Below are 18,762 nucleotides of genomic sequence, written 5' to 3'. Positions count from 1 at the left end.
CCGATGAGCAAAATTCACGAGACCTGCGAAACCTCAGCGGCCAAGTCGGTGCAATCCTGGACCGCGGCGACAAGCTGCTCTCGATAACTCTTCCAACTGACTTCCGCCGCCTTGACGACCGCGGATTGAGACATCGCAAACAACAAGTCCCGATCTCTTTCCAGTGTTTCTAACTTGGATGCAATGGCTTCCGGAGAGCGGAATGGCACCAAGAATCCGGCGCGACCATCCTCGACCAGATCTTCCGCTCCGGCATTTCTTGTGACGATAATCGGTAACCCGCAGGCGAGCGCTTCCTGCTGAACCTGGGCCCGTCCCTCGACGATCGACGGCAGCACGAAAACGTCCATGGATCGCATCAATTGCAACACCTGGTGATGTGGCCTGGTCGCATGATAAATGAACGCGGGGTATTGTTTATAGTAGAATTCAAGGCCGGCGATTGGGCTGCCCATCACATGGAGTTCAAATCGCTTGGGGTCGAGCAGTTGCATTGCTTTGAACAGATCGGCCAAGCCCTTCCGCTGGGTCATCCCCCCGGCGAACAGGACCTTCAGGGGCCGAGTCTGTTCTCGAATCCCGCCCCTGCACTCTGCCCCACCGATCTCTCGATCAACGATTGGGCTTCCGAACGGAATCACATGCACCGGCTTCGCAGCTGAGATATTGTGACGCAGCGAATCTTTCACGAATTCACTCGGGCAAACGACGGCATCGGCCAGTTCCAGTTCTGCATCCTTACGGTCACACATCGCCTGGGAATCGCGGTTGCCGACCAATGTCTTTTCCCATTCAGGCAGACGTTCGGCTTCCTCGGTCAGCAACGTTTTGGAAGTCCGCCAGTGGGCGATGGGAAGGTCGTAGATACATCGCAATCCGTATTGCTTGGCGGCCCGAAACGTGTTCAACGCGGCCGCTTCGTAACAATAGACTGCCGCAAAACGATTCGCATCCGACGCGACCCGTCGGGCGACAGCCTTGTCAAACGAACGATAGACCGCATCAACGCAAAACAGGCCTGACTCCTGCGTCAGAAAGATGTCGCCGCCAAATCGCTCGGCAAGCAACCGAGCCGTCTCTCGCCAAGGGTGTAAATGCAGGAACTCGCGCAGTCGCGCGTCATACGTTCGTCGCCGGATCTCAGACACACCAGGAAGAGCAGCCAGACGGGCAAAAGAATTTCCTCCGCAAGCCGCAATCCCCAGATGCAACTCCGCCAGACAATGGGCGTCGAAGAAAGCCATGGCCGCTTCGCGGAAAAAGTTGTTTCCAGTTGGATGAGCAAGAAGAATCATAGCTAGCTCGCAGTGGCGTCTTGAGTCAAATGATACGACGGCGCTACCCGAGGGCGACGTGCATGATCCGATGCCGGCTTGGACGGTTCAAAGAGTTTCATTGAAACGCATCAGTCGATCTTGTCGAGACGCGGGCTTGCCCCCTCGCTCGACACGGCCACAACATGGCGCATCGGTTGGACAGAGAGGAGCCGTTCATAAGTGCGCGTGTAGTGTGTCATTGGCTTGAGATAGTCGGCGAGAGAGTCGAAGCCCTGGTCGCAACGACGAACGTACTCTGTCTCCCCCATCGCTGCGGCCTGTTCCAAGACGTTTGCCAATTCCTGAACGTTTCCGGGCGGCACGATCAGTGCCGCCGGTCCACCCGATTCGGGCAGTCCGCCATCACGGCTGACGATCACTCCGGTTCTTGCCGCACGAGCTTCGATCGGCGTCAGGCCCATGTCCTCTTTGGTGTTTGCCGCCGCGACGAGCCATTTGCACGATGCAATTTGCCGTTCCTTCTCCGCGCCGTCAACAAATCCGGGTGATCGCACGCTCGACTGCAACCCCAGAACCGATACTCGGTCAAGGATTTGACCACGAAGCGGCCCGTCCCCCAGGATCGTCAATGGCCATGCGGCACGGTCCAGCCGCGCACGGGCGTAGGCTTCGATCAGGTCATCGAGGCCCTTGTTCGGGATCCATCGTCCCACAAACAAGAATCCCCGACGCCTTTCAATGGGAACGAACGGAGAGGACAGGGAACAGACCGTGGGCACACATTCACTGTTGGGCTTTGGCCCTCTCGGTTCCCAAGTCTTCCAGACAAACGTCGAGTTATAAAACCTTCGTCCCACCAACGCGTTGCAAGCCGACCAGACGATTCGGTGCGGAGAAATTTCGCGACGTTGATAGTTGTGGATCGTCGCCAAAATTGGCCGTCGAAGGAAAAACGCCGGCAAGATCGCATCGGGGCAGAGATTCTGGACATGCAGCAGGTCAGCCCAGCGAATGTGTTCTCTCAGCTCTCTCGAATTGCGCTGCACGAAGTAGACGGGAGATCTATATCTGCTGCCAAGCTTCGTTTTGAGTTTGTCGAGATGACAACCCTTGACCCGCTTGAAGACAACTCGAACCTCGTACCCTTGAGAATCGACAAGGAAATCCGCAACGGTCATGACAAACGCTTCAATGCCGCCGAAATCACCTTGCGTCGCGGCGACAAGTGCTATTTTCTTAGACAAAATGAAAAGACCTCTGAAAGACAGACTGGCTACTCACTGGCTACTCACTGGCGGCGCGGCGGTTGTAGAACAGGAAGACGCCGATCGAGCACAGACACGTGGTTGCCCAAATCGACGCATTCATTTTCAAAATTCCACTGGTCGTTCCGACATCAAACGAGCACGCAAACAAGAGTAGTGAGATTGACCCGATGATCGGCGAAAAATACCAAGCCGGTAGATAAGCCCTGGCATGGCTGGCCGCGACGTTGACATGATTGATCATGCTCAACACACCGCCGATCGCCATCAGGATCACTTCGTCGTGAAGGTCGGCGTAGTTGTCGCCTAGCAAATACAGTGTCTGGGCCGGAAACATCCACACGAAAACGACAATCAGCGTCGCCAGGCCAAATAGAGCGCCCTGCATTGCGACAAAATTTCGTCGCAACTGTGCGCCGTTGTTTGTCGAGCGTGCAAATCGGGGGACGAGCGTGATGCCAAACGCCATGTTAAAAACTGAAAGTACCATCACCAACCGACTCAGTGCTCCGACCTCGGCAACCGCCTCGGTGGTCCCAAACACCGAAAGCAACCAGATGATCACCTGACAGGACAACGTGTAGTAAACAGCGGCCGGAAATACCCGCTTGACGACCTTCACGATTTCGGCGCGGATTTGTTCATCTTCGCCTTGGTCACGATCAACGTATTCATCACATTTCCGTCGCAGCAGCGTATTGCCATAGACCTGGGAAGTCCCCGCGGAGAGGATCGCGAGAGCAGCAAATGGCAGGCCGAACAGTGAAATTGCAGTGAGCAGCAACCGGCTCAACGCCGCCTTCACTTGAATCAGCTGCAATCCGGCGACATCTTGGTGAAGCTTGGGAATGATCTCAAGCAACCTGCTCGAGAGGGCGGACAAAAATGCGGGCATGAGCGATACCACCAACACGATCGTCATCGCCCACGGCGCGTTGTGCTTTCGCAGCAAACCCACGAACACGGGAATCGCGAACAGGAGACCAAATATCGCGAATCTCCGTCGGAGCGTCATGCCTGTCGACAAGACCGCGCCGAGTTTTGTCCGGTCTTGCCAAACTCGACCACCTTGCGACATCACCCCGCTCGCGATACCGCCATCGGCCAGAATCGCCATCGCGCCGAGCATCGTATTGGCCAAGGTGTAGAGTGCGTACTCATGGGTCGGCAACCATCGAATGATCAGAATTCCACTTGCAAATCCGATCGCCTGAATCGCTGCTTGGCTGAATCCGGTGATCGCAAATAGACGAGACCAGTGTCGAACACGCACAAACCGATCAACCGAAACACTCGCGGTCATGACGTGACTCGCCTCGACTGCGTGGGGTCCATTTCTGATGACACACGAGACGAGCCGGAATGTCTTTCCTGTGACGCAAGCAAATCGAGATCGGATCGCACCATCCGCGCTACGATTTCGTTGAAGTTGGTCTGCGACTTCCAGCCCAACACCTCGCTTGCTTTCGAAGGATCCCCGCGGAGCTCGCAGACTTCAGCCGGCCTCAGGTACCTGGCGTCGACCTGATAGTGGTTCTTCCATCGGAGCCCGACGACGGCAAACGCCTCTCGTAAAAAATCCTCCACACTGTGTTCGACTCCCGTCGCCAAAATGTAGTCGCCCGGCTGATCATGCTGCAGCATTCGCCACATCCCCTCGACGTATTCGGGGGCATAGCCCCAGTCACGTCTGGCATCCAGGCTGCCCATCAAAAGATGATCTTGCCGGCCCAACGAGATTGCGGCGGCGGCCCTCGTGATCTTTCGGGTCACAAACGACTCGCCTCGGCGAGGTGACTCGTGGTTGTAGCAGATCGCGTTACAGGCGAAGAAGCCGAAGGACTCGCAATAGAGTTTCGTCATTTGCGTGGCGAAGGTCTTAGCAACTCCATAGGGCGAAACCGGTCGCATTGGGGTTTCTTCATTTTGGGGCGATCGATCAGGACGCCCAAAAATTTCGCTGCTGCTGGCATGCAAGAATTTCGGCCGGTTCGGCAAGTCGCGGATAATTTCCAGGAGTCTCAGTGTTCCCATTGCGGTAAATTCACAGGTGGACTCGGGAATTTCGAAGCTGGCACCGACGTGACTTTGACCGGCCAAATGATAGATTTCGTCGGGTAAAGTGTTGATCAAGATTCGGCGAATCGTTGTTGTGTCGTCGAGGTCGGCATAGTGCAGGAAAAGCCGTTTGTCGTAGATCGTCTTGTCGTGGAACAAATCTTCCAATCGTTTTCGTGACGTCGAGCTGTTGCGACGCACTAACCCGTGAACGGTGTATCCCTTGTCAAGCAACAGCTCAGAAAGGTACGAACCGTCTTGACCGGTGATGCCGGTGATCATGGCGGTTGGCGTGCGAGGTTCCTGCATTGTCATCGTGATGTCGGAAACGTGAACGAAGATTTCAATCGTGTCACCGAGACAGTTTTGGTTTGGTCGATTCCACGCACGGGCGATCTTCGCGACGGCGCGATGGCACGGCTACTCAATCGCCACATTGACGTTGTGGCCGTGGAGTTTGAGTAGGGCGTGTTTGCGGGCGTTTTCGAGGTCGTTGGCGACCATTTCGGCGCACATTTCTTCGACGCTGATCTCGCATTCCCAGCCCAGCTTTTCTTTGGCTTTGGTGGGGTCGCCGAGCAACGTCTCCACCTCGGCCGGGCGGAAGTAGCGAGGGTCGACCCGGACGATCACGTCGCCGGGGTTCACCAAGGGAGCTTTCTCGCTGTCGGTGACTTGCGTGACCGTTGCGATCTCGTTGACGCCTTCACCCGTGAATTCGATTGCCAAGCCGGCTTCGTGGGCCGACATCTTGACAAACTCTCGGACGCTGATCTGTTTTCCCGTCGCGATCACGAAATCATCGGCTTGTTCCTGCTGCAACATCATCCACTGCATCCGCACGTAGTCCTTGGCGTGCCCCCAATCTCGCAACGCGGCCATGTTGCCCAGGTACAGGCATTCTTCCAGGCCCTGCGCGATGTTGGAGATCCCTCGCGTGATCTTGCGGGTGACGAAGGTCTCGCCCCGCCGCGGTGATTCGTGATTGAATAGGATCCCGTTGCAGGCATACATTCCATACGACTCGCGGTAGTTGACCGTGATCCAGTAGGCATACATCTTCGCCGCCGCATAGGGCGAACGCGGATAAAACGGCGTGGACTCTTTTTGTGGGATCTCTTGAACCAAGCCGAACAGTTCTGACGTGGAGGCTTGATAGAACCGCGTCTTCTTTTCGAATCCCAAGAATCGAATCGCTTCGAGCAGTCGGAGCGTTCCGATCGCGTCCACGTCGGCCGTGTACTCGGGTGACTCGAACGAAACCGCAACGTGTGACTGGGCTCCCAAGTTGTAAACTTCGTCGGGCTGCACCGCGTTGATGATCCGCGTCAAGTTGGACGTATCGGTCAGGTCGCCGTAATGCAACTTGAACTGCGGTTGTTCCTCGTGCGGCGACTGATAGATGTGGTCGATCCGGTCGGTGTTGAACGAGGACGCTCGACGCTTGATGCCGTGGACCTCGTAGCCTTTCTCCAGCAAGAACTCCGCCAGATAGGATCCGTCTTGGCCGGTGATTCCGGTGATGAGTGCTTTTTTCATGGGGCAGAGTGAGTTAGCAGTTAGCTGGAAGAAAGGGAACGAAAGTTGGCAGCCTTCAGAAGGAGAGAGTGGGGGAGACAGGGAGAAGGAGAGACGCAACATGAGCGCGTCCGCCTACAGACGCTCCTCTTCTTTCCTCCACTTCCCCATAATTTCCTTGTCTCCTTGTCAACACGCTCCTTCTCGCAGCAAGGCGGTTTTGACGGTCCGCCAGAGGATGAAGATGTCCAGGCCGATTGACCAGTTATGCAGGTAGAAGCGGTCCATGAAGACGCGCTGCGTGTAGGTCGTGGAGTTTCTGCCCGAAACTTGCCACAGCCCCGTGATTCCGGGCCGCACCATTTGGTACAGCTCAAAGACTTCCGGATACTCTTGGATGTATTCACGGTCGTAGTCGCCGCTGTCGATGATCGGACGCGGCCCGACCAAACTCATCTCTCCGATCAGCACGTTGAACAGTTGCGGCAACTCGTCCAGACTGGTCTTCCTCAGGAATTCGCCGATCTTCGTCACCCGTGGATCTTTCTGCAGTTTGTGGGTTCGCTTCCATTCCTTCATCATCAGTGGGTTTTGCTTCAGATACTCGCTCAGCCGGCGATCCGCGTCACAAACCATGCTGCGAAACTTGATCGCCCGAAATGGACTGCGATACCTGCCGACACGGTCCTGATAGTAGAACACCGGGCCCGGGTCAAAGATCTTGATGGCGACCGAGATCGCGATCATCAGCGGCAGCCATAACGGTAGGGTCAACAGCACCAGGGCAAGGTCGATCACCCGTTTGGCCAACTGGGCATGGGGGCTGGTCAGTGCTGTGTAACAGTGAAGCTCAATTCCCGATCCCCGCTCCGCAAGCCGAACCGATTCGGTCGGATGGTAGGAAAAATCCATCGGCAGCATCACATGCGGAATCCCGTGAAACGCGTGAAAGTCCTGCCATTGACCGGCGTCCTGTTCGGCCAGGGCGAGTCGGCACGCGCCGGTCCCATTGAGGATGGATTCCAACTCCGTCGTCGGTCCCAACCAGCAACTCTCCGAGCGACGCACCGGTCCGCCGTTGCCGCTCGGGCTACCATTGGATCGTCGCAGTCCCTCGGGCGAATCGACTCGAAAGACCTGACCGTCGGCTTGTTCGCGGATTTGGGGCTCCGCTGTTTTCTGCTCGGGTGCATTCGTCGCCGGGAAACCGTCCCAATGTCGCGTGGGGTCAAAAATGATCCCCGCCGGTCGCAACCCTTCATGCCGCGATCGATCAAGACGCTCAAACAGCTGCCTACTCGCAGCACCATTGCCGACGATCACGACCGGCTGAGTCCACCAGTCGAATTTGCTGAGAAATAGCCTGGCCACCGGACGCACCGCGGCCAGGCTGAAGAATAACGTGATCGATAGGGTCACCCAGCAGAGCCAAGGGAATGCGGCGAGGTTGGAACTCATTAACAGCCCGAATGCGACACCCACCGTCACAACGATACTGGTCTGCATGATGCCGCGAAACTCTTGCGCGTAACTTGCACCGCAAGCGGGATACAAACCGTGGATCCGATGCATCAAGACGACGAGCAGCACCACGCTGAAGCAAAATGCCGGATGCGGCGTTCCGCCATTCCAGCGGTGAACCAGCGTCGCCGCCGTCACCGCGACGCTGCTGGCAAGGATGTCGGAGATCAACAGCGGTAGGGTCGAACGCAGGTCATGCCACGCCTGCTTTCGGCCCAATGCCAACGCCGTCGGCGTGCCGAGCTTCTGCAGCGACGAGGCTTCGATTCCGCGGCTCGACGCGGTCCGCTGCGCGGCGGTTCCACCGGCGACCACGGGCTGGTTTTTCAACGGCTTCTTAAATGTTGTGCTCATCGATTTCCTACACGTCCATGACCGAAATTAACTCGAACGACAACTGCAGAGTGAGAACGGAACAACGCTTCATCGCTTCCCTGTGATTAGACGATCATCACCGGCGCTTTGTCCGTTTCGCTTAGCGGATTCGCCATTGGCACGTCGTCGCAACCGTCCATTGGTCGGAAGAGAATCATCTTCACTCGATTTGTAATACCGTCGATAGTCGTCGACACATCCGAACTGGTCTTTTCGATAGTAGTTGTAGCTGGTGTACCCATAGCCACAACGGCGGGAGTGACGGCCATTGACGATGACACCGTCGATCGACACGTGCTGGTCATGAAGGATTTCTGCCGCTCGTTCGACCAGGGTACGATTGTTCTTGACAATCCGGACCGCCAGCAGACAACTATCGACATGAAGCGAGATGATTGCCGGGTCAGTGACGGCAAGCAACGGCGGAGAATCAATCAACACCAAGTCAAACGAGTCACGGGCTTGCTTGATGAACTTTGCGAATTGCTCCGACTCGAGAAGTTCCGAAGGAACAGAAGTCCACGAACCGGCGGGACAGAGCGTCAAATTGAGTTGCTCGCAGTTGTGAAGACACTCCGAAAAGCGGACGACGCCAGCCAGATAGTCCGAAAGGCCCGGCGCACGTTCGATGCCAAACGTTTCGGCCATCATCGGCCGCCGCATGTCGCCGTCGACGACAAGGACTCGTTTACCAGCCTGCGCCATGGAGACCGCGATGTTGGAGATGACGGTCGACTTCCCGTCCAAAGGACTGGGGCTGGTCACCAAAAAGACCTGTTTCTTATGCGTTTTCGCCAAGCAGGAAATGGCCGTTCGGACGACGCGCAACGTCTCCGAATCGATGGCCCGAGGCGTATGGAATGCTGTGACCTGCGGAGCGATTGCCGAACCTGCAATCGCCGTCTTGCTGAGCTCTGACAAGCGAAACATGGGCAGATGGGCAAGGATCGGAGACCCGATCACTCCCTCGACCTCCCCCGGGTCTCTGAATGTCTGGTCCGTTCTTTCGGCGATCAACGCGAAACCGAACCCGAGCATCACACCCCCGAATAATCCGATCAACGCGATCTTTGATTTGGCGGGCCAAACGGGCCGGCTTGCCGGCTCTGGCTCCACCAGCAAATCCGTCGAAAACCCGGCATAATCGTTTGTCAAATTGAGTTCCTGAAGACGTTTGAAAACCTCATCGTAGCGGCGCTGAGCGCGATCTAGATTCGCTTTGAGCGTCGCTCCCTTCAAGAAACTAACCTCAACCTGCTTGGCCAACTTTGATTCCTGCTCAGAGAGTGCGAGCAATTCTTGCTCCCGCTTGGAGAACGCGTTGATGTCGCTCTTGAGTACCGCATAGTGAGTTCTCAGAATCTCTGCTGGTGGAACATCAAATTCGACTATGTCAGTTTTCGACGAGCCGGTTTCGTTTTGGCCCTCGAATTTCTGGACGCTGATGATTTCCGCGTCAAGCGCCGCAACGCTTGGATGCCGCTCTCCATAGGTGCTCCGCATGACACGCCGTCTGCTGGTCAGATCCATCAGCCGTTGCGTTTTGGTCTGACTGGATGCGTTGGCAATCAGACGAGCCATTTCCAATTCGTTGTCTGCGGACTTTCGTTGCTCCTCGATGCTGATCAGCGACTGCAGCCGCGAAATGTCTTCCTTCGTCAAAAGCGTCATCAACTCCGCATCAGTCAGCTCATCAGGCTTGCGGCCTTTGACCGCGTCGATGATGCCAAGCCGTCGCGAATTCGCCGTCGCGATCGCGGTTCGCACGGTCGCAAGTTCGCGTTCGATCGCATCCAATCGTGTCCGATGGATGTCTTCTAACCCTCCGACGCCATCGCCGCTTAAGTTCGTCAAGGCAGGGACTGATGCGACGAAATCGCTGTATTGCTTATCCGCATCCCGAAGCGTCTGTTCGTTTTGCAACAGTGCCTTCGCGATGAGACTCGCAGCTTCGGTGCCGACGCTCTGTGATTGGTTGTTGATGTACACCTGATAGGTGTCAAAAATTGCTCTCAAAATTTCTGCGGCGGCTTCGGCATCAGAATCCCTGTAGGTCGCCTTCAAAAGGCTCGCAGGCTCCCCCGCTCCATGACCACCCTTGCCCATTGCTAGGCCGTCCTGCAACTGCTCCAAGCTGCGATTTAGATGATGGCGTTGAATCGTTTGTCGCAAAATCTTGGGGCTGCGAAAGACTTCAAGCTGTGTCGAAAGGACCTCGTCTTGCAAGGATGCACTGCCGTCGGAGGAGTCACGAACTCCGGTGCTTGTCATCTCGCTGGAAAGCTGACCGACCAAAACGGCCAAATTCGACTCGTAAACCGGCTTCTGCTTGACAAAGTAAATCGTGGCACATGTCGCCCCGACCAGAATGCCCAACATGATCAGATGGAAACGGCGGCGGACGATGCCGAGCAGATCGATATTCAGCTCTTGGCCGTCGTCGGACTCCAGAGCTTCGTCTTGGTAACGTTTCATGGTTTCAGTGGGGAGGGAGAGACGGCGTTTGAAATGAGCAGGGGGTCAAACGCGAGCGTGGGGCTTCGAGGGGCTTTGGTGCGTGTTCATCGATGATTTGCCGAAGTGGCGTAAGCTTCCAGCTTGTGTTCTTCGTTGTTCGACAGGCAGGCGAGCAAGATGCTTACCCCACTTCCTAAACCTGGACTTCGTCCGCTTGGGTGACATACACCCCATTCACAACACAATGGTTCACTAGGCAACGGTTGATCAGTCAAGCATCAGATCCCGGTGCGACGTGGCGTTACGAGATCAATTTTCAAAACGTGGCGCACCAACGGTGCGTCAATTCGGCTATCTGCGAGCCAATCGGCGGCTCAATCGAGAATGGAATTGCGATCGGCCGGGCAATCCTATGCCGGTTAGCGGATCATTCATAAGAGCCATTTGGAGGGCGCACCACACGCGGGTCGACATGCACCACACAGGGCGCGACGGCGGCGGTAAGGCGGTGAAGAGATAAACCGGTCGTTGGCCACGAAGAGATCATCTGGCACGGATCAAATCGGTCGGCGCACAGCAGTGCCGGCGCATCGGATCGGTTTTTCAGCGGGCACACCGCGATGTCGATCGTTCGTTCCATCAGTCGTTCCATCTTACGGCAGCAATCTGTCAATCGCTGCGTGATCTCCGTCATCGGTTTCAATGAGAACACGCTTGCGCGGTTGTCATTGGGGCGTTGGCAATTCAAGTTTTCGCTCCAGCGAAAGGTACGCTCTGTGATGAGTGTGTCGCCGCCAATCGACATCTCGATTCTACAGCGATTCAAAAAGTGTCAAGCGAATTCATTCGGGGCAAGATGCAAGTCGGAATAACCTCCCCCCATTCTGCTGTTGGAGAATTTTGGCGATGTTATCCAGTTCCCCCTTAAGCAACACGAAGGGGACCTCGCCGAACCGACACCCGAGGTCACTCGCAGGCCTTTACCGAACATTTATTTTGCAAAAGTTCTTTGCGACACCGGGGCGAATTGCATGGGCGAACGTCAGTTCACGTATGCCAAATGATAAGCATGCTTCACCCACACACATGATGTTGTCGACGCACGTCGTCGCATCATTTAAAGAGCGAATCGTCTCGCTTCCTGACTCGCCTGCATGGAGTGCACGTTGAGAGTCAACGGCTACGGTTCAGGCGTTTACCATCGCCATGGCGGTGGCGTGTAAAGGGCAAGACCGCTAGTCGTTCGGCGAACCATTCGGTGTCCGATCATTGCTTGGGATCGATCTTGACGATTTCGGCTTGAAAGGTTTGCACGCAGGCTTGGACCCAAGGATGGGACTCGATTTCTCGCATCCGTTCCATGCGTTCTTTCGCGGTCGCTTTTGGCGCGGGCTTGGGGGCCTGGGGGCGGCCCGGTGATGCGGCGCCGGCGACCATTTGAAGGGTGACCGGATGACCGACGAGGTCGGCGAGCGCCTGGGAGACCGGGCCGCGGTGTTCCGGCAAATCCATCCGCTTCATCGACATCGATGATTCGGCCGGAAAGACCAAATTGATTTTGCCGTCACCTGCTAGCTTTGCCTCTGCCATCGAGGCGATCGATGCGGTCATCGGCTGAACGCCTTGGAGCGCCCTGGCGAGGACTTCTTGAACATTGGAGACCGACAGCTTCATCTTGGGCGACGGCGGCGAGCCGACTGCGGCGGAGTCGGAACGCTGGAGCGACGGGGAGCCGAGAGTTGCGACCGTGTCGGCGGAACCCGTGGCGGGCTCCGCCGCAGATGATGTCAGCCCTGACGGTGTCGGCGCAGGCGATGACGCCGGCGAAGCCGCGACTGGGGCCGGCTGCGCAGCGGGCGTTGGCGCAGCGGGCGTTGGCGCAGGAGACGCGGCCGAAGAAGGTGCAACTGAGGAAGACGCCGGCGGGGCCGGAGTCCCCGCAATCGGTGACGACGGGTCAGCGGCTAGCTTTTTTTTTTGCGGGGCCGGCCGGGCGTTCGGCAACGGTTTTCCGCTGCCGACCGCGGCGGCCAAATCTGCGATCGCTTGCAAGTCGGGCAAATTGCAAATCTGAATCACCGTGGATTCGAGGAGCACCCGCCCGTAGACGCTGTGTCGAATTCGAACGAGCGTCTGGTCGATCAGCGCCACGACGGCGAGTACGGTTTGCAATCCCCAGCTGTCTCCCAGTTTTTTCAGTTCGCCGTGCATGGAGGCGGCCGTATGGCGCTGTAGCGTGGCGTCGCAGCCAACCGTCACGGCCATCAGATCGCGAAAGTACCCCAACAATTGTTCAGCGATCCGCCCGGCATCGACACCGGCATCGATTGCCGCATCCAGTTGAGCGAGCGCGGCGGCGGCATCACGCTCGCACATCGCTTGGGCCAGCGTGTGCAGCCGCTCATCATCGGCGGTCCCGAGCATCGAGTGGACTTGATCGGCCGTCAAATGCCCATCGCTAAAGCTGAGCACCTGTTCGAGCAACGATTGACTGTCACGCATCGAACCGGCGGCCCGGCGTGCAACCAACTCGAGGGCCGCCTCGTCGGCCTGGGCGTTCTCCGCGGCCACGATCTCTTGCAGCCGTTTGACGATCTTGGAAACTTCGACCGGTGCAAAATCGAAGCGTTGACACCGACTCAACACCGTGATCGGCATCTTTTCGGGATCGGTGGTGCAAAAGATAAACTTCACATGCTCGGGCGGCTCTTCGAGCGTTTTCAGCAGCGCGTTGAACGCCGCCTGGGTCAGCATGTGGACTTCGTCGATGATATAGATTTTGTATCGCGAGCGGCTGGGGCGGACGCCGACGTTGGCCCTCAGGGAGCGGATTTCGTCGATCCCGCGGTTGCTCGCTCCGTCGATTTCGATGACATCGATGTCTTCGCCCGAGTCGATCGCCTGGGCGACATCGTCCTCGTTGTCAAACGTCGCGCTGGGCCCGCTGGGATTATTGAGCGCCTTGGCAAAAATCCGCGCCGTGCTGGTTTTTCCGACCCCCCGAGCCCCGGTGAACAGGTAGGCATGACCGACCCGCCCGGTTTCGATCGCATTGGTCAGCGCCCGGCCGACGTGCTCCTGGCCGACCAATTCTTCGAAATTGCGAGGACGATAACGGCGAGCGACAACGACGTACGAGGAGTCTTTTGCGGGGACAGGATGGTCGTCGGACATTCGTGATGCAATCGAATTCGAACCGTGCGGGCGTTAATCTGGGCATCCTACACGATATCGGATGGAAAAGAATCTGGTCAAAAATGGGCGGGGCAATAAATGAGTGGGTCAAAAAATGAACTGGTCAAAAAAAGGGGTGGAACGAAACCTCAGCCATCGACCACAAGCCCAAAGCCGATTCTGAAATTTTTTGACCCGCCCATTTTTTGACCCGCCCTCCGTTCGTCCACCCCGCCCCCGCGTCCGCCTCAGGCGGGGGTGGTTGCCAAATTCGAGTTGGCAACCTGTGGCTTGCGGGTCGAAAACCAAACGACGGCCAATCCGGTCAACGTCGTGGTCGTCAAAACGATCAGCCAGGTCGCCGGCAGATGCATTTGGTTCTCGAATCCTTCGCCGAGAAACGCGATCTTGTCCTGATACTTCGTGGCCAGATTCAACAGGGCGTTGTGGGTGAAATGCATCAGGACGCCGGGCCAAACGCTTTGGGTGCGATAAGCAATCCAGCCGAGGATCAGCCCCAGCAGCGTCGTCGGCACAAATCGCTCGATCAGCAACATGTTGCCGGTCACGACGTGGAACAGTCCAAAAATGACGGCCGTGGTCACGATCACCCGAGTCGGCGACAGAACCTTGCGCAGTGCGGTGAATAAGAATCCGCGAAAACACAATTCTTCGATCACCGCGGGTGCCAGCGCCAAGGTCCCCACCAGCAACCACGCCGGAGCGACTTTCAGTGCTTCGACGGTTTGCCGCGTCTTTTCGATCCGATCGACATCCAGTCCGCCAATCCCCATCTGTTTGGCAAGCACAAACGACTCGTGCGCAAACCCCCAGGCTCCCAGCCCGACCAGCAGCGCCCCCAGCAGCGCCAGCGGTGACGGCGTCGCCAGTTGATAGCTGGTTGAGAAATTGCAGCGTGCCAGCACGACCGCGGCAAGCGGGATCAGGCCGAACGTCAACACGAGCGCGATGGCGTTGAGCAACAACACCCAGGTGATCGACAACTCGGGAACGATTCGCATCAGGACATTGCTGACCAGATAATAAATGGGGACCAACAACGCCAACGTCAATGCGGCGGCTTGGGGTGACGGCGTCGGCGTCGATCGCGTCGGTCGTTTCAGCATGGCGCCGAAGGATTGCCCGCTGGTACGACTGACCGCATCGCTGCCGAACAGCTTTGATGCGACGGCGATCGCTGCCGCGGCGTAACCGATGGTGCTGAGGACCGTGATCACCGCCGGGGCGGCTTGCGCCGTGCCCTGCAACACCTCCCGCGCCAGCAAGACGATATTGATCAACGGGGCAATCGCCAGCGGACCGTTCAAGGTCACGCCGGGCATCAACGACAGCATCCCCGGCGTCAACGACAGCAGCATCACGGGAATCAAGTACGCCTGGGCTTCTTTGAATGAGCGGGCGAAACTGGTCAACGACAGCAGCACGGCCGCAAAGAAGCCGCTGAAGAGCACCAGCAAGCCCAGAATTTGCAGCACGGCCAGCCACGGAAACGCGTCTTCACCGCCGGTCAACAGCGGCAACAAGCGGCCCGCCCACAGCGTCGTGAACATCGCCAGCAGGTTAGCCATCGCGGTGAGTAGGGCTACGACGACGACGGCAACGTATTTAGAGAACAAGATGTACGAGCGCGGGACCGGTGATGCCATCAGCGATTCCATCGTCCCCCGTTCCCGCTCGCCGGCCGTCAAATCGATCGCCGGATAGACCGCACCGGTGATCGTCATCAGCACCAACACGAGCGGCACGATCGTGCCCAACATCGATGGCTTTTCCGCGACCCCGATGTTCTCAACGGACACGTCCGTTGGCGGCGTGTAGTCACTCAACTGTGACTCGGCGAGCGCTTCGGCACGCGCCAGTCGCAACCAATGCAACCGCTCGGTCAAGATGCGTTGGGCTCCCTGGCTGGCCGGATCACCGTTGAACGCCGTCAATCGCAATTGAGGCGGATTTCCCGGTTCGATACGGGCGGCCAAGTCAATCTTTTTCTCTTGGAGCGCTTGCTTGGGACTGAGCCCGACGGACGTGGTGTTGACGACACGAAACGTGGCGAGGTTCCCCTTGCTGGCCTTCAGGATCGCCGCGGGCGGCGTGCTCATCGGATCTTCCAGCCAGGCCAACAACAGCGAACCTTCGTCGTCGGTTTCGACGCCGATCGTGTACGGGGTCTGCTCGGACGTTCCCGCTGTCGACGAAACCAAAAAACGATTCAACGCCATGCTCAATAACGGATAGACCAGCAGGGGCATCATGACCAGCGTGATGATCGTTCGCCGGTCACGCATCGTTTCTCGCAATTCCTTTTGGCACATCCGCACGAGCCGATTGCCGGGTTGGTGCTTCTGCCGGCGTGGGTGGCGTTGCGTCGTCGTGCTGCGATGATGGAGGTCGTTTGACACGCTCGGCTAATTCCTGATCAAGTCCACGAAGATGTCCACCAACGATGCCTGGCCGGTCTGTTCCTTTAACTCGTTGAGCGTGCCACAGTATTTCAATTTGCCGGCGTGCAACAAACCGAATCGATCACACAACCGTTCCGCTTCATCCAAACGATGCGTGCACACGACCACGGCTTTACCGCCGCGACGCAGAATATCGATGTAATCAAAAATGGTTTGAACGCCGACGACATCCAACCCGCGCGTCGGTTCATCGAGCAGCATCACCGGCGGGTCGTGAATCAGCCCGCGAACCAGCGTGACCCGCTGCCGTTGTCCCGTGCTGAGTTCACCGGCACGCCGATCCAGAAGATGCTTGATATCCATCATGTCCGCCAGGCTTTCACAGCGTTGTTCGGCCAGCGTCGCATCGACGGCGTACAGATCGGCGAAGTACAACAGCATCTCGCGGACCGTCAACCACGGATAAACCCCGTCGCTGGCCGAGACGAAACCGAGACGGCTTTTGACAGCCATCGGATCGGTCGCCGTGCGAACCCCGTCGACTTCCGCGTAGCCCGAATCGGGTTCCAGCAATCCCAAGATCATCCGCATCGTCGTCGTCTTGCCGGCCCCGTTGGGTCCCAGCAGCCCGAAAACCTCACCCGGCGAAATACGAAACGAAACGTCGTCGACGGCGGTCAACACACCATCATCGAGGGGAAAGGATTTCGTCAGCGAATCGACATGCAGCATGGACGTCCGCAACCACGGAGAATGGCAATGAGTGAAGACAAGGCAACCTGACCGCCGCCCGAGGATCAGCCGGGTCAGGTTAGGAAGTCGACTAGTGCGATACGCAGCGACTCGCGTTTCGGTGCATTGTTACAGAGAATCCGCCGACTCGACTACTCCCAGCGGCCGGTTCTGCGATAATCCACGCCGTCGGCCTTCCAATCTCTGGCCATGACACCTTGAAACACAGTGTTCGATCGCAACAATCGCGAGAAACGACTTTTCGCGACGCCCCCCACCAAGCCCCCCGACGAATCACCCTCCTCGACGATTATTCCATTGCCCGAGTATTCCATTGCCCGAGCCGACCGACACAAACGATCCGGCCCCCCTTCGCATCCTCTCGTTCTCGGGCGATGACCCACGCGACGGCGGGGATGGCGCCGAACCGCCCCGCCCGGACAAGCCCCTCAGCGCGGACGAACCGCCCGGCACGACCGCGTCCTTCATGACGATGGCTGGGGATACCGGAACGCAGCCCCCCAGTACGCAGGACACTCTGGTGAGCGAGGACGAGGGCGAAGATGGAGAATCGGACGCCGAGTTGTTGGTTGATGAACCGTCCCCGAACAAGTCGGGCGACGCCGACCCGGCGAGTTTCGCCGACAAACGCGTTGCCTTGGTCGGACGATTCGGCAGCATGAGTCGACGTGAAGCGGCGAACGTCTTGCAGTCGTTCCAAGCGGTGGTCGTCGATCTGCCCCGGCGTTCCTCGGTTTCGGGGAGTGGGAAAAAACGCGACGATCTGTCGGACCCGCCCGCCGACCGCATGATGCTCGACTTGGTCGTCATCGGTGCCGACCAACCGCCGCTTTCGCAAGACGAATTATTGCCGCCCGGTGTGATCGATGCGGCCGGCCGCGGTGAGCTTGAAATCATCCATGAAACCGAACTCTGGCAGCGACTGGGACTGTTCGACGTCGGACGCTCCGCCCAGCGTTATTACACGCCGGTCATGCTGGCGGACTTGCTGGGGGTTTCGGTACGCGTGATCCGGCGGTGGCACCGCAGGGGGCTGATCACTCCGGTGACGACGCTGCACAAGCTGCCCTACTTCGACTACGCGGAGGTGGCGACTGCGAAGCGTTTGGCCGGATGGATCTCCGCCGGAGCGAGTCCAGCTGCGATCGAGCGTCGCCTGGTGGACCTGGTTCAAGTGCTTCCCAATATCCGCCGACCACTCGATCAGCTTTCCATCTTGGTCGAGGGCAAGCACGTGCTGTTGCGACAAGGCGATGGACTGGTCGAGCCGGGCGGACAGATGCGGTTCGATTTTGATGCGTTGGAAAGCGACGGGGCATCGCCGCCGGAAGTGTTGGCGTTTGAGCCGCCCGACCAACCGCCGATGCTGCGCGCGGTCAGTACCGCCGAGCACGATCCGATCCTGCTGGCCGCCTATCAAGCCGAAGACGAGGACGATCTGGAAACCGCGATCGACCTGTACCACACCATCCTGGCCCGTGACGGGGCACGCGCCGATGTCAGTTTCCAGATCGGCGAGCTGCTTTATCGCATGAACTTCTTGATCGCCGCGCGCGAACGCTACTACAGCGCGATTGAAATGGATCCGGAATTCGTCGAAGCCCGGGCCAGCTTGGGCGCCGTGCTGGCCGAACTCGGTCAATTCGAACTGGCCGTCGCCGCGTTGCGTGGCGCTCTGTCGATGCACGACGACTACGCCGACGTCCATTACACGCTCGCCAAAACGCTCGATCGCATCGGCGATGACCTGCAGGCCCTCCGGCATTGGCAACGCATCCTGCAACTCGCCCCCGACAGCCCCTGGGCCGAGGAAGCGAAAGAACGGTTGGGCGTTTAGGAAGAGATGTCAGGGATCAATGGCATGGGCATGACGAAAAACTGATTCAGCAACCGTTGGTGTCTAGCCTTGAGGCGATTTCCTGTCGCTGCAAAGCAGCGACA

General features: G+C 57.9%; 12 protein-coding genes. 1 reads left to right on the top strand and 11 read right to left on the bottom strand.

What is annotated here, in order from left to right:
• Nucleotides 1-14: 14 nt before the first annotated feature.
• From NZK35_RS03660 to NZK35_RS03610, 11 genes are all read right to left on the bottom strand, one after another.
• Nucleotides 15-1,295 (bottom strand): glycosyltransferase family 4 protein, encoded by a 1,281-nt coding sequence (locus NZK35_RS03660; protein ID WP_259631242.1) that lies wholly within the window; start codon nucleotides 1,293-1,295, stop codon nucleotides 15-17.
• A gap of 110 nt (nucleotides 1,296-1,405) precedes the next feature.
• A complete protein-coding gene (locus tag NZK35_RS03655; protein ID WP_259631241.1) occupies nucleotides 1,406-2,521 on the bottom strand; it encodes a glycosyltransferase family 4 protein in 1,116 nt (371 codons plus the stop codon).
• A 40-nt stretch (nucleotides 2,522-2,561) separates the two neighbouring features.
• Entirely contained in the window at nucleotides 2,562-3,845 is a 1,284-nt protein-coding gene (locus tag NZK35_RS03650; protein ID WP_259631240.1) for a lipopolysaccharide biosynthesis protein, read from the bottom strand.
• Nucleotides 3,842-4,909 carry a GDP-mannose 4,6-dehydratase gene (locus NZK35_RS03645; RefSeq protein WP_259631239.1) on the bottom strand — a complete coding sequence of 356 codons (1,068 nt, stop codon included), beginning with the start codon at nucleotides 4,907-4,909 and terminating at the stop codon, nucleotides 3,842-3,844. The genes NZK35_RS03650 and NZK35_RS03645 overlap by 4 nt, the downstream gene beginning before the upstream one ends.
• Before the next feature lie 111 nt (nucleotides 4,910-5,020).
• The gene (gene gmd / locus NZK35_RS03640; RefSeq protein WP_259631238.1) at nucleotides 5,021-6,139 is read right to left on the bottom strand and encodes a GDP-mannose 4,6-dehydratase; all 1,119 of its coding nucleotides are present in this window, start codon (nucleotides 6,137-6,139) and stop codon (nucleotides 5,021-5,023) included.
• 168 nt (nucleotides 6,140-6,307) lie between these two features.
• On the bottom strand, nucleotides 6,308-7,993 hold the full coding sequence (locus NZK35_RS03635) for a sugar transferase (RefSeq protein WP_259631237.1): 1,686 nt from the start codon (nucleotides 7,991-7,993) through the stop codon (nucleotides 6,308-6,310).
• A gap of 69 nt (nucleotides 7,994-8,062) precedes the next feature.
• Entirely contained in the window at nucleotides 8,063-10,489 is a 2,427-nt protein-coding gene (locus NZK35_RS03630; RefSeq protein WP_259631236.1) for a GumC family protein, read from the bottom strand.
• 409 nt (nucleotides 10,490-10,898) lie between these two features.
• Nucleotides 10,899-11,276 (bottom strand): hypothetical protein, encoded by a 378-nt coding sequence (locus tag NZK35_RS03625; protein ID WP_259631235.1) that lies wholly within the window; start codon nucleotides 11,274-11,276, stop codon nucleotides 10,899-10,901.
• Nucleotides 11,277-11,737: 461 nt separating this feature from the next.
• Nucleotides 11,738-13,645: a DNA polymerase III subunit gamma/tau gene (dnaX, locus tag NZK35_RS03620; protein ID WP_259631234.1), complete on the bottom strand. Its 1,908-nt coding sequence runs from the start codon at nucleotides 13,643-13,645 to the stop codon at nucleotides 11,738-11,740.
• 248 nt (nucleotides 13,646-13,893) lie between these two features.
• Nucleotides 13,894-16,065 carry an ABC transporter permease subunit/CPBP intramembrane protease gene (locus NZK35_RS03615; protein WP_323379604.1) on the bottom strand — a complete coding sequence of 724 codons (2,172 nt, stop codon included), beginning with the start codon at nucleotides 16,063-16,065 and terminating at the stop codon, nucleotides 13,894-13,896.
• 6 nt (nucleotides 16,066-16,071) lie between these two features.
• Nucleotides 16,072-16,800 (bottom strand): ATP-binding cassette domain-containing protein, encoded by a 729-nt coding sequence (locus tag NZK35_RS03610; RefSeq protein ID WP_145213103.1) that lies wholly within the window; start codon nucleotides 16,798-16,800, stop codon nucleotides 16,072-16,074.
• A gap of 493 nt (nucleotides 16,801-17,293) precedes the next feature.
• Between NZK35_RS03610 and NZK35_RS03605 the strand changes: the two genes are divergently transcribed.
• Nucleotides 17,294-18,658, top strand: coding sequence for a MerR family transcriptional regulator (locus NZK35_RS03605; RefSeq protein WP_407699762.1), 1,365 nt, complete (start codon nucleotides 17,294-17,296; stop codon nucleotides 18,656-18,658).
• Nucleotides 18,659-18,762: the final 104 nt, after the last annotated feature.

Source organism: Stieleria sedimenti (genome assembly GCF_025060895.1).
Classification (GTDB): domain Bacteria; phylum Planctomycetota; class Planctomycetia; order Pirellulales; family Pirellulaceae; genus Stieleria; species Stieleria sedimenti.
This window is presented reverse-complemented; position numbering and strand designations above follow the sequence as displayed.

Coding starts and splice junctions, on each gene's coding strand:
- NZK35_RS03635 (WP_259631237.1), bottom strand. CDS start 7,993: ATGAGCACAACATTTAAGAAGCCGTTGAAAAACCAGCCCGTGGTCGCC.
- NZK35_RS03625 (WP_259631235.1), bottom strand. CDS start 11,276: ATGTCGATTGGCGGCGACACACTCATCACAGAGCGTACCTTTCGCTGG.
- NZK35_RS03660 (WP_259631242.1), bottom strand. CDS start 1,295: ATGATTCTTCTTGCTCATCCAACTGGAAACAACTTTTTCCGCGAAGCG.
- NZK35_RS03630 (WP_259631236.1), bottom strand. CDS start 10,489: ATGAAACGTTACCAAGACGAAGCTCTGGAGTCCGACGACGGCCAAGAG.
- gmd (WP_259631238.1), bottom strand. CDS start 6,139: ATGAAAAAAGCACTCATCACCGGAATCACCGGCCAAGACGGATCCTAT.
- NZK35_RS03605 (WP_407699762.1), top strand. CDS start 17,294: ATGGCTGGGGATACCGGAACGCAGCCCCCCAGTACGCAGGACACTCTG.
- NZK35_RS03610 (WP_145213103.1), bottom strand. CDS start 16,800: ATGCTGCATGTCGATTCGCTGACGAAATCCTTTCCCCTCGATGATGGT.
- NZK35_RS03645 (WP_259631239.1), bottom strand. CDS start 4,909: ATGCAGGAACCTCGCACGCCAACCGCCATGATCACCGGCATCACCGGT.
- NZK35_RS03650 (WP_259631240.1), bottom strand. CDS start 3,845: ATGACCGCGAGTGTTTCGGTTGATCGGTTTGTGCGTGTTCGACACTGG.
- dnaX (WP_259631234.1), bottom strand. CDS start 13,645: ATGTCCGACGACCATCCTGTCCCCGCAAAAGACTCCTCGTACGTCGTT.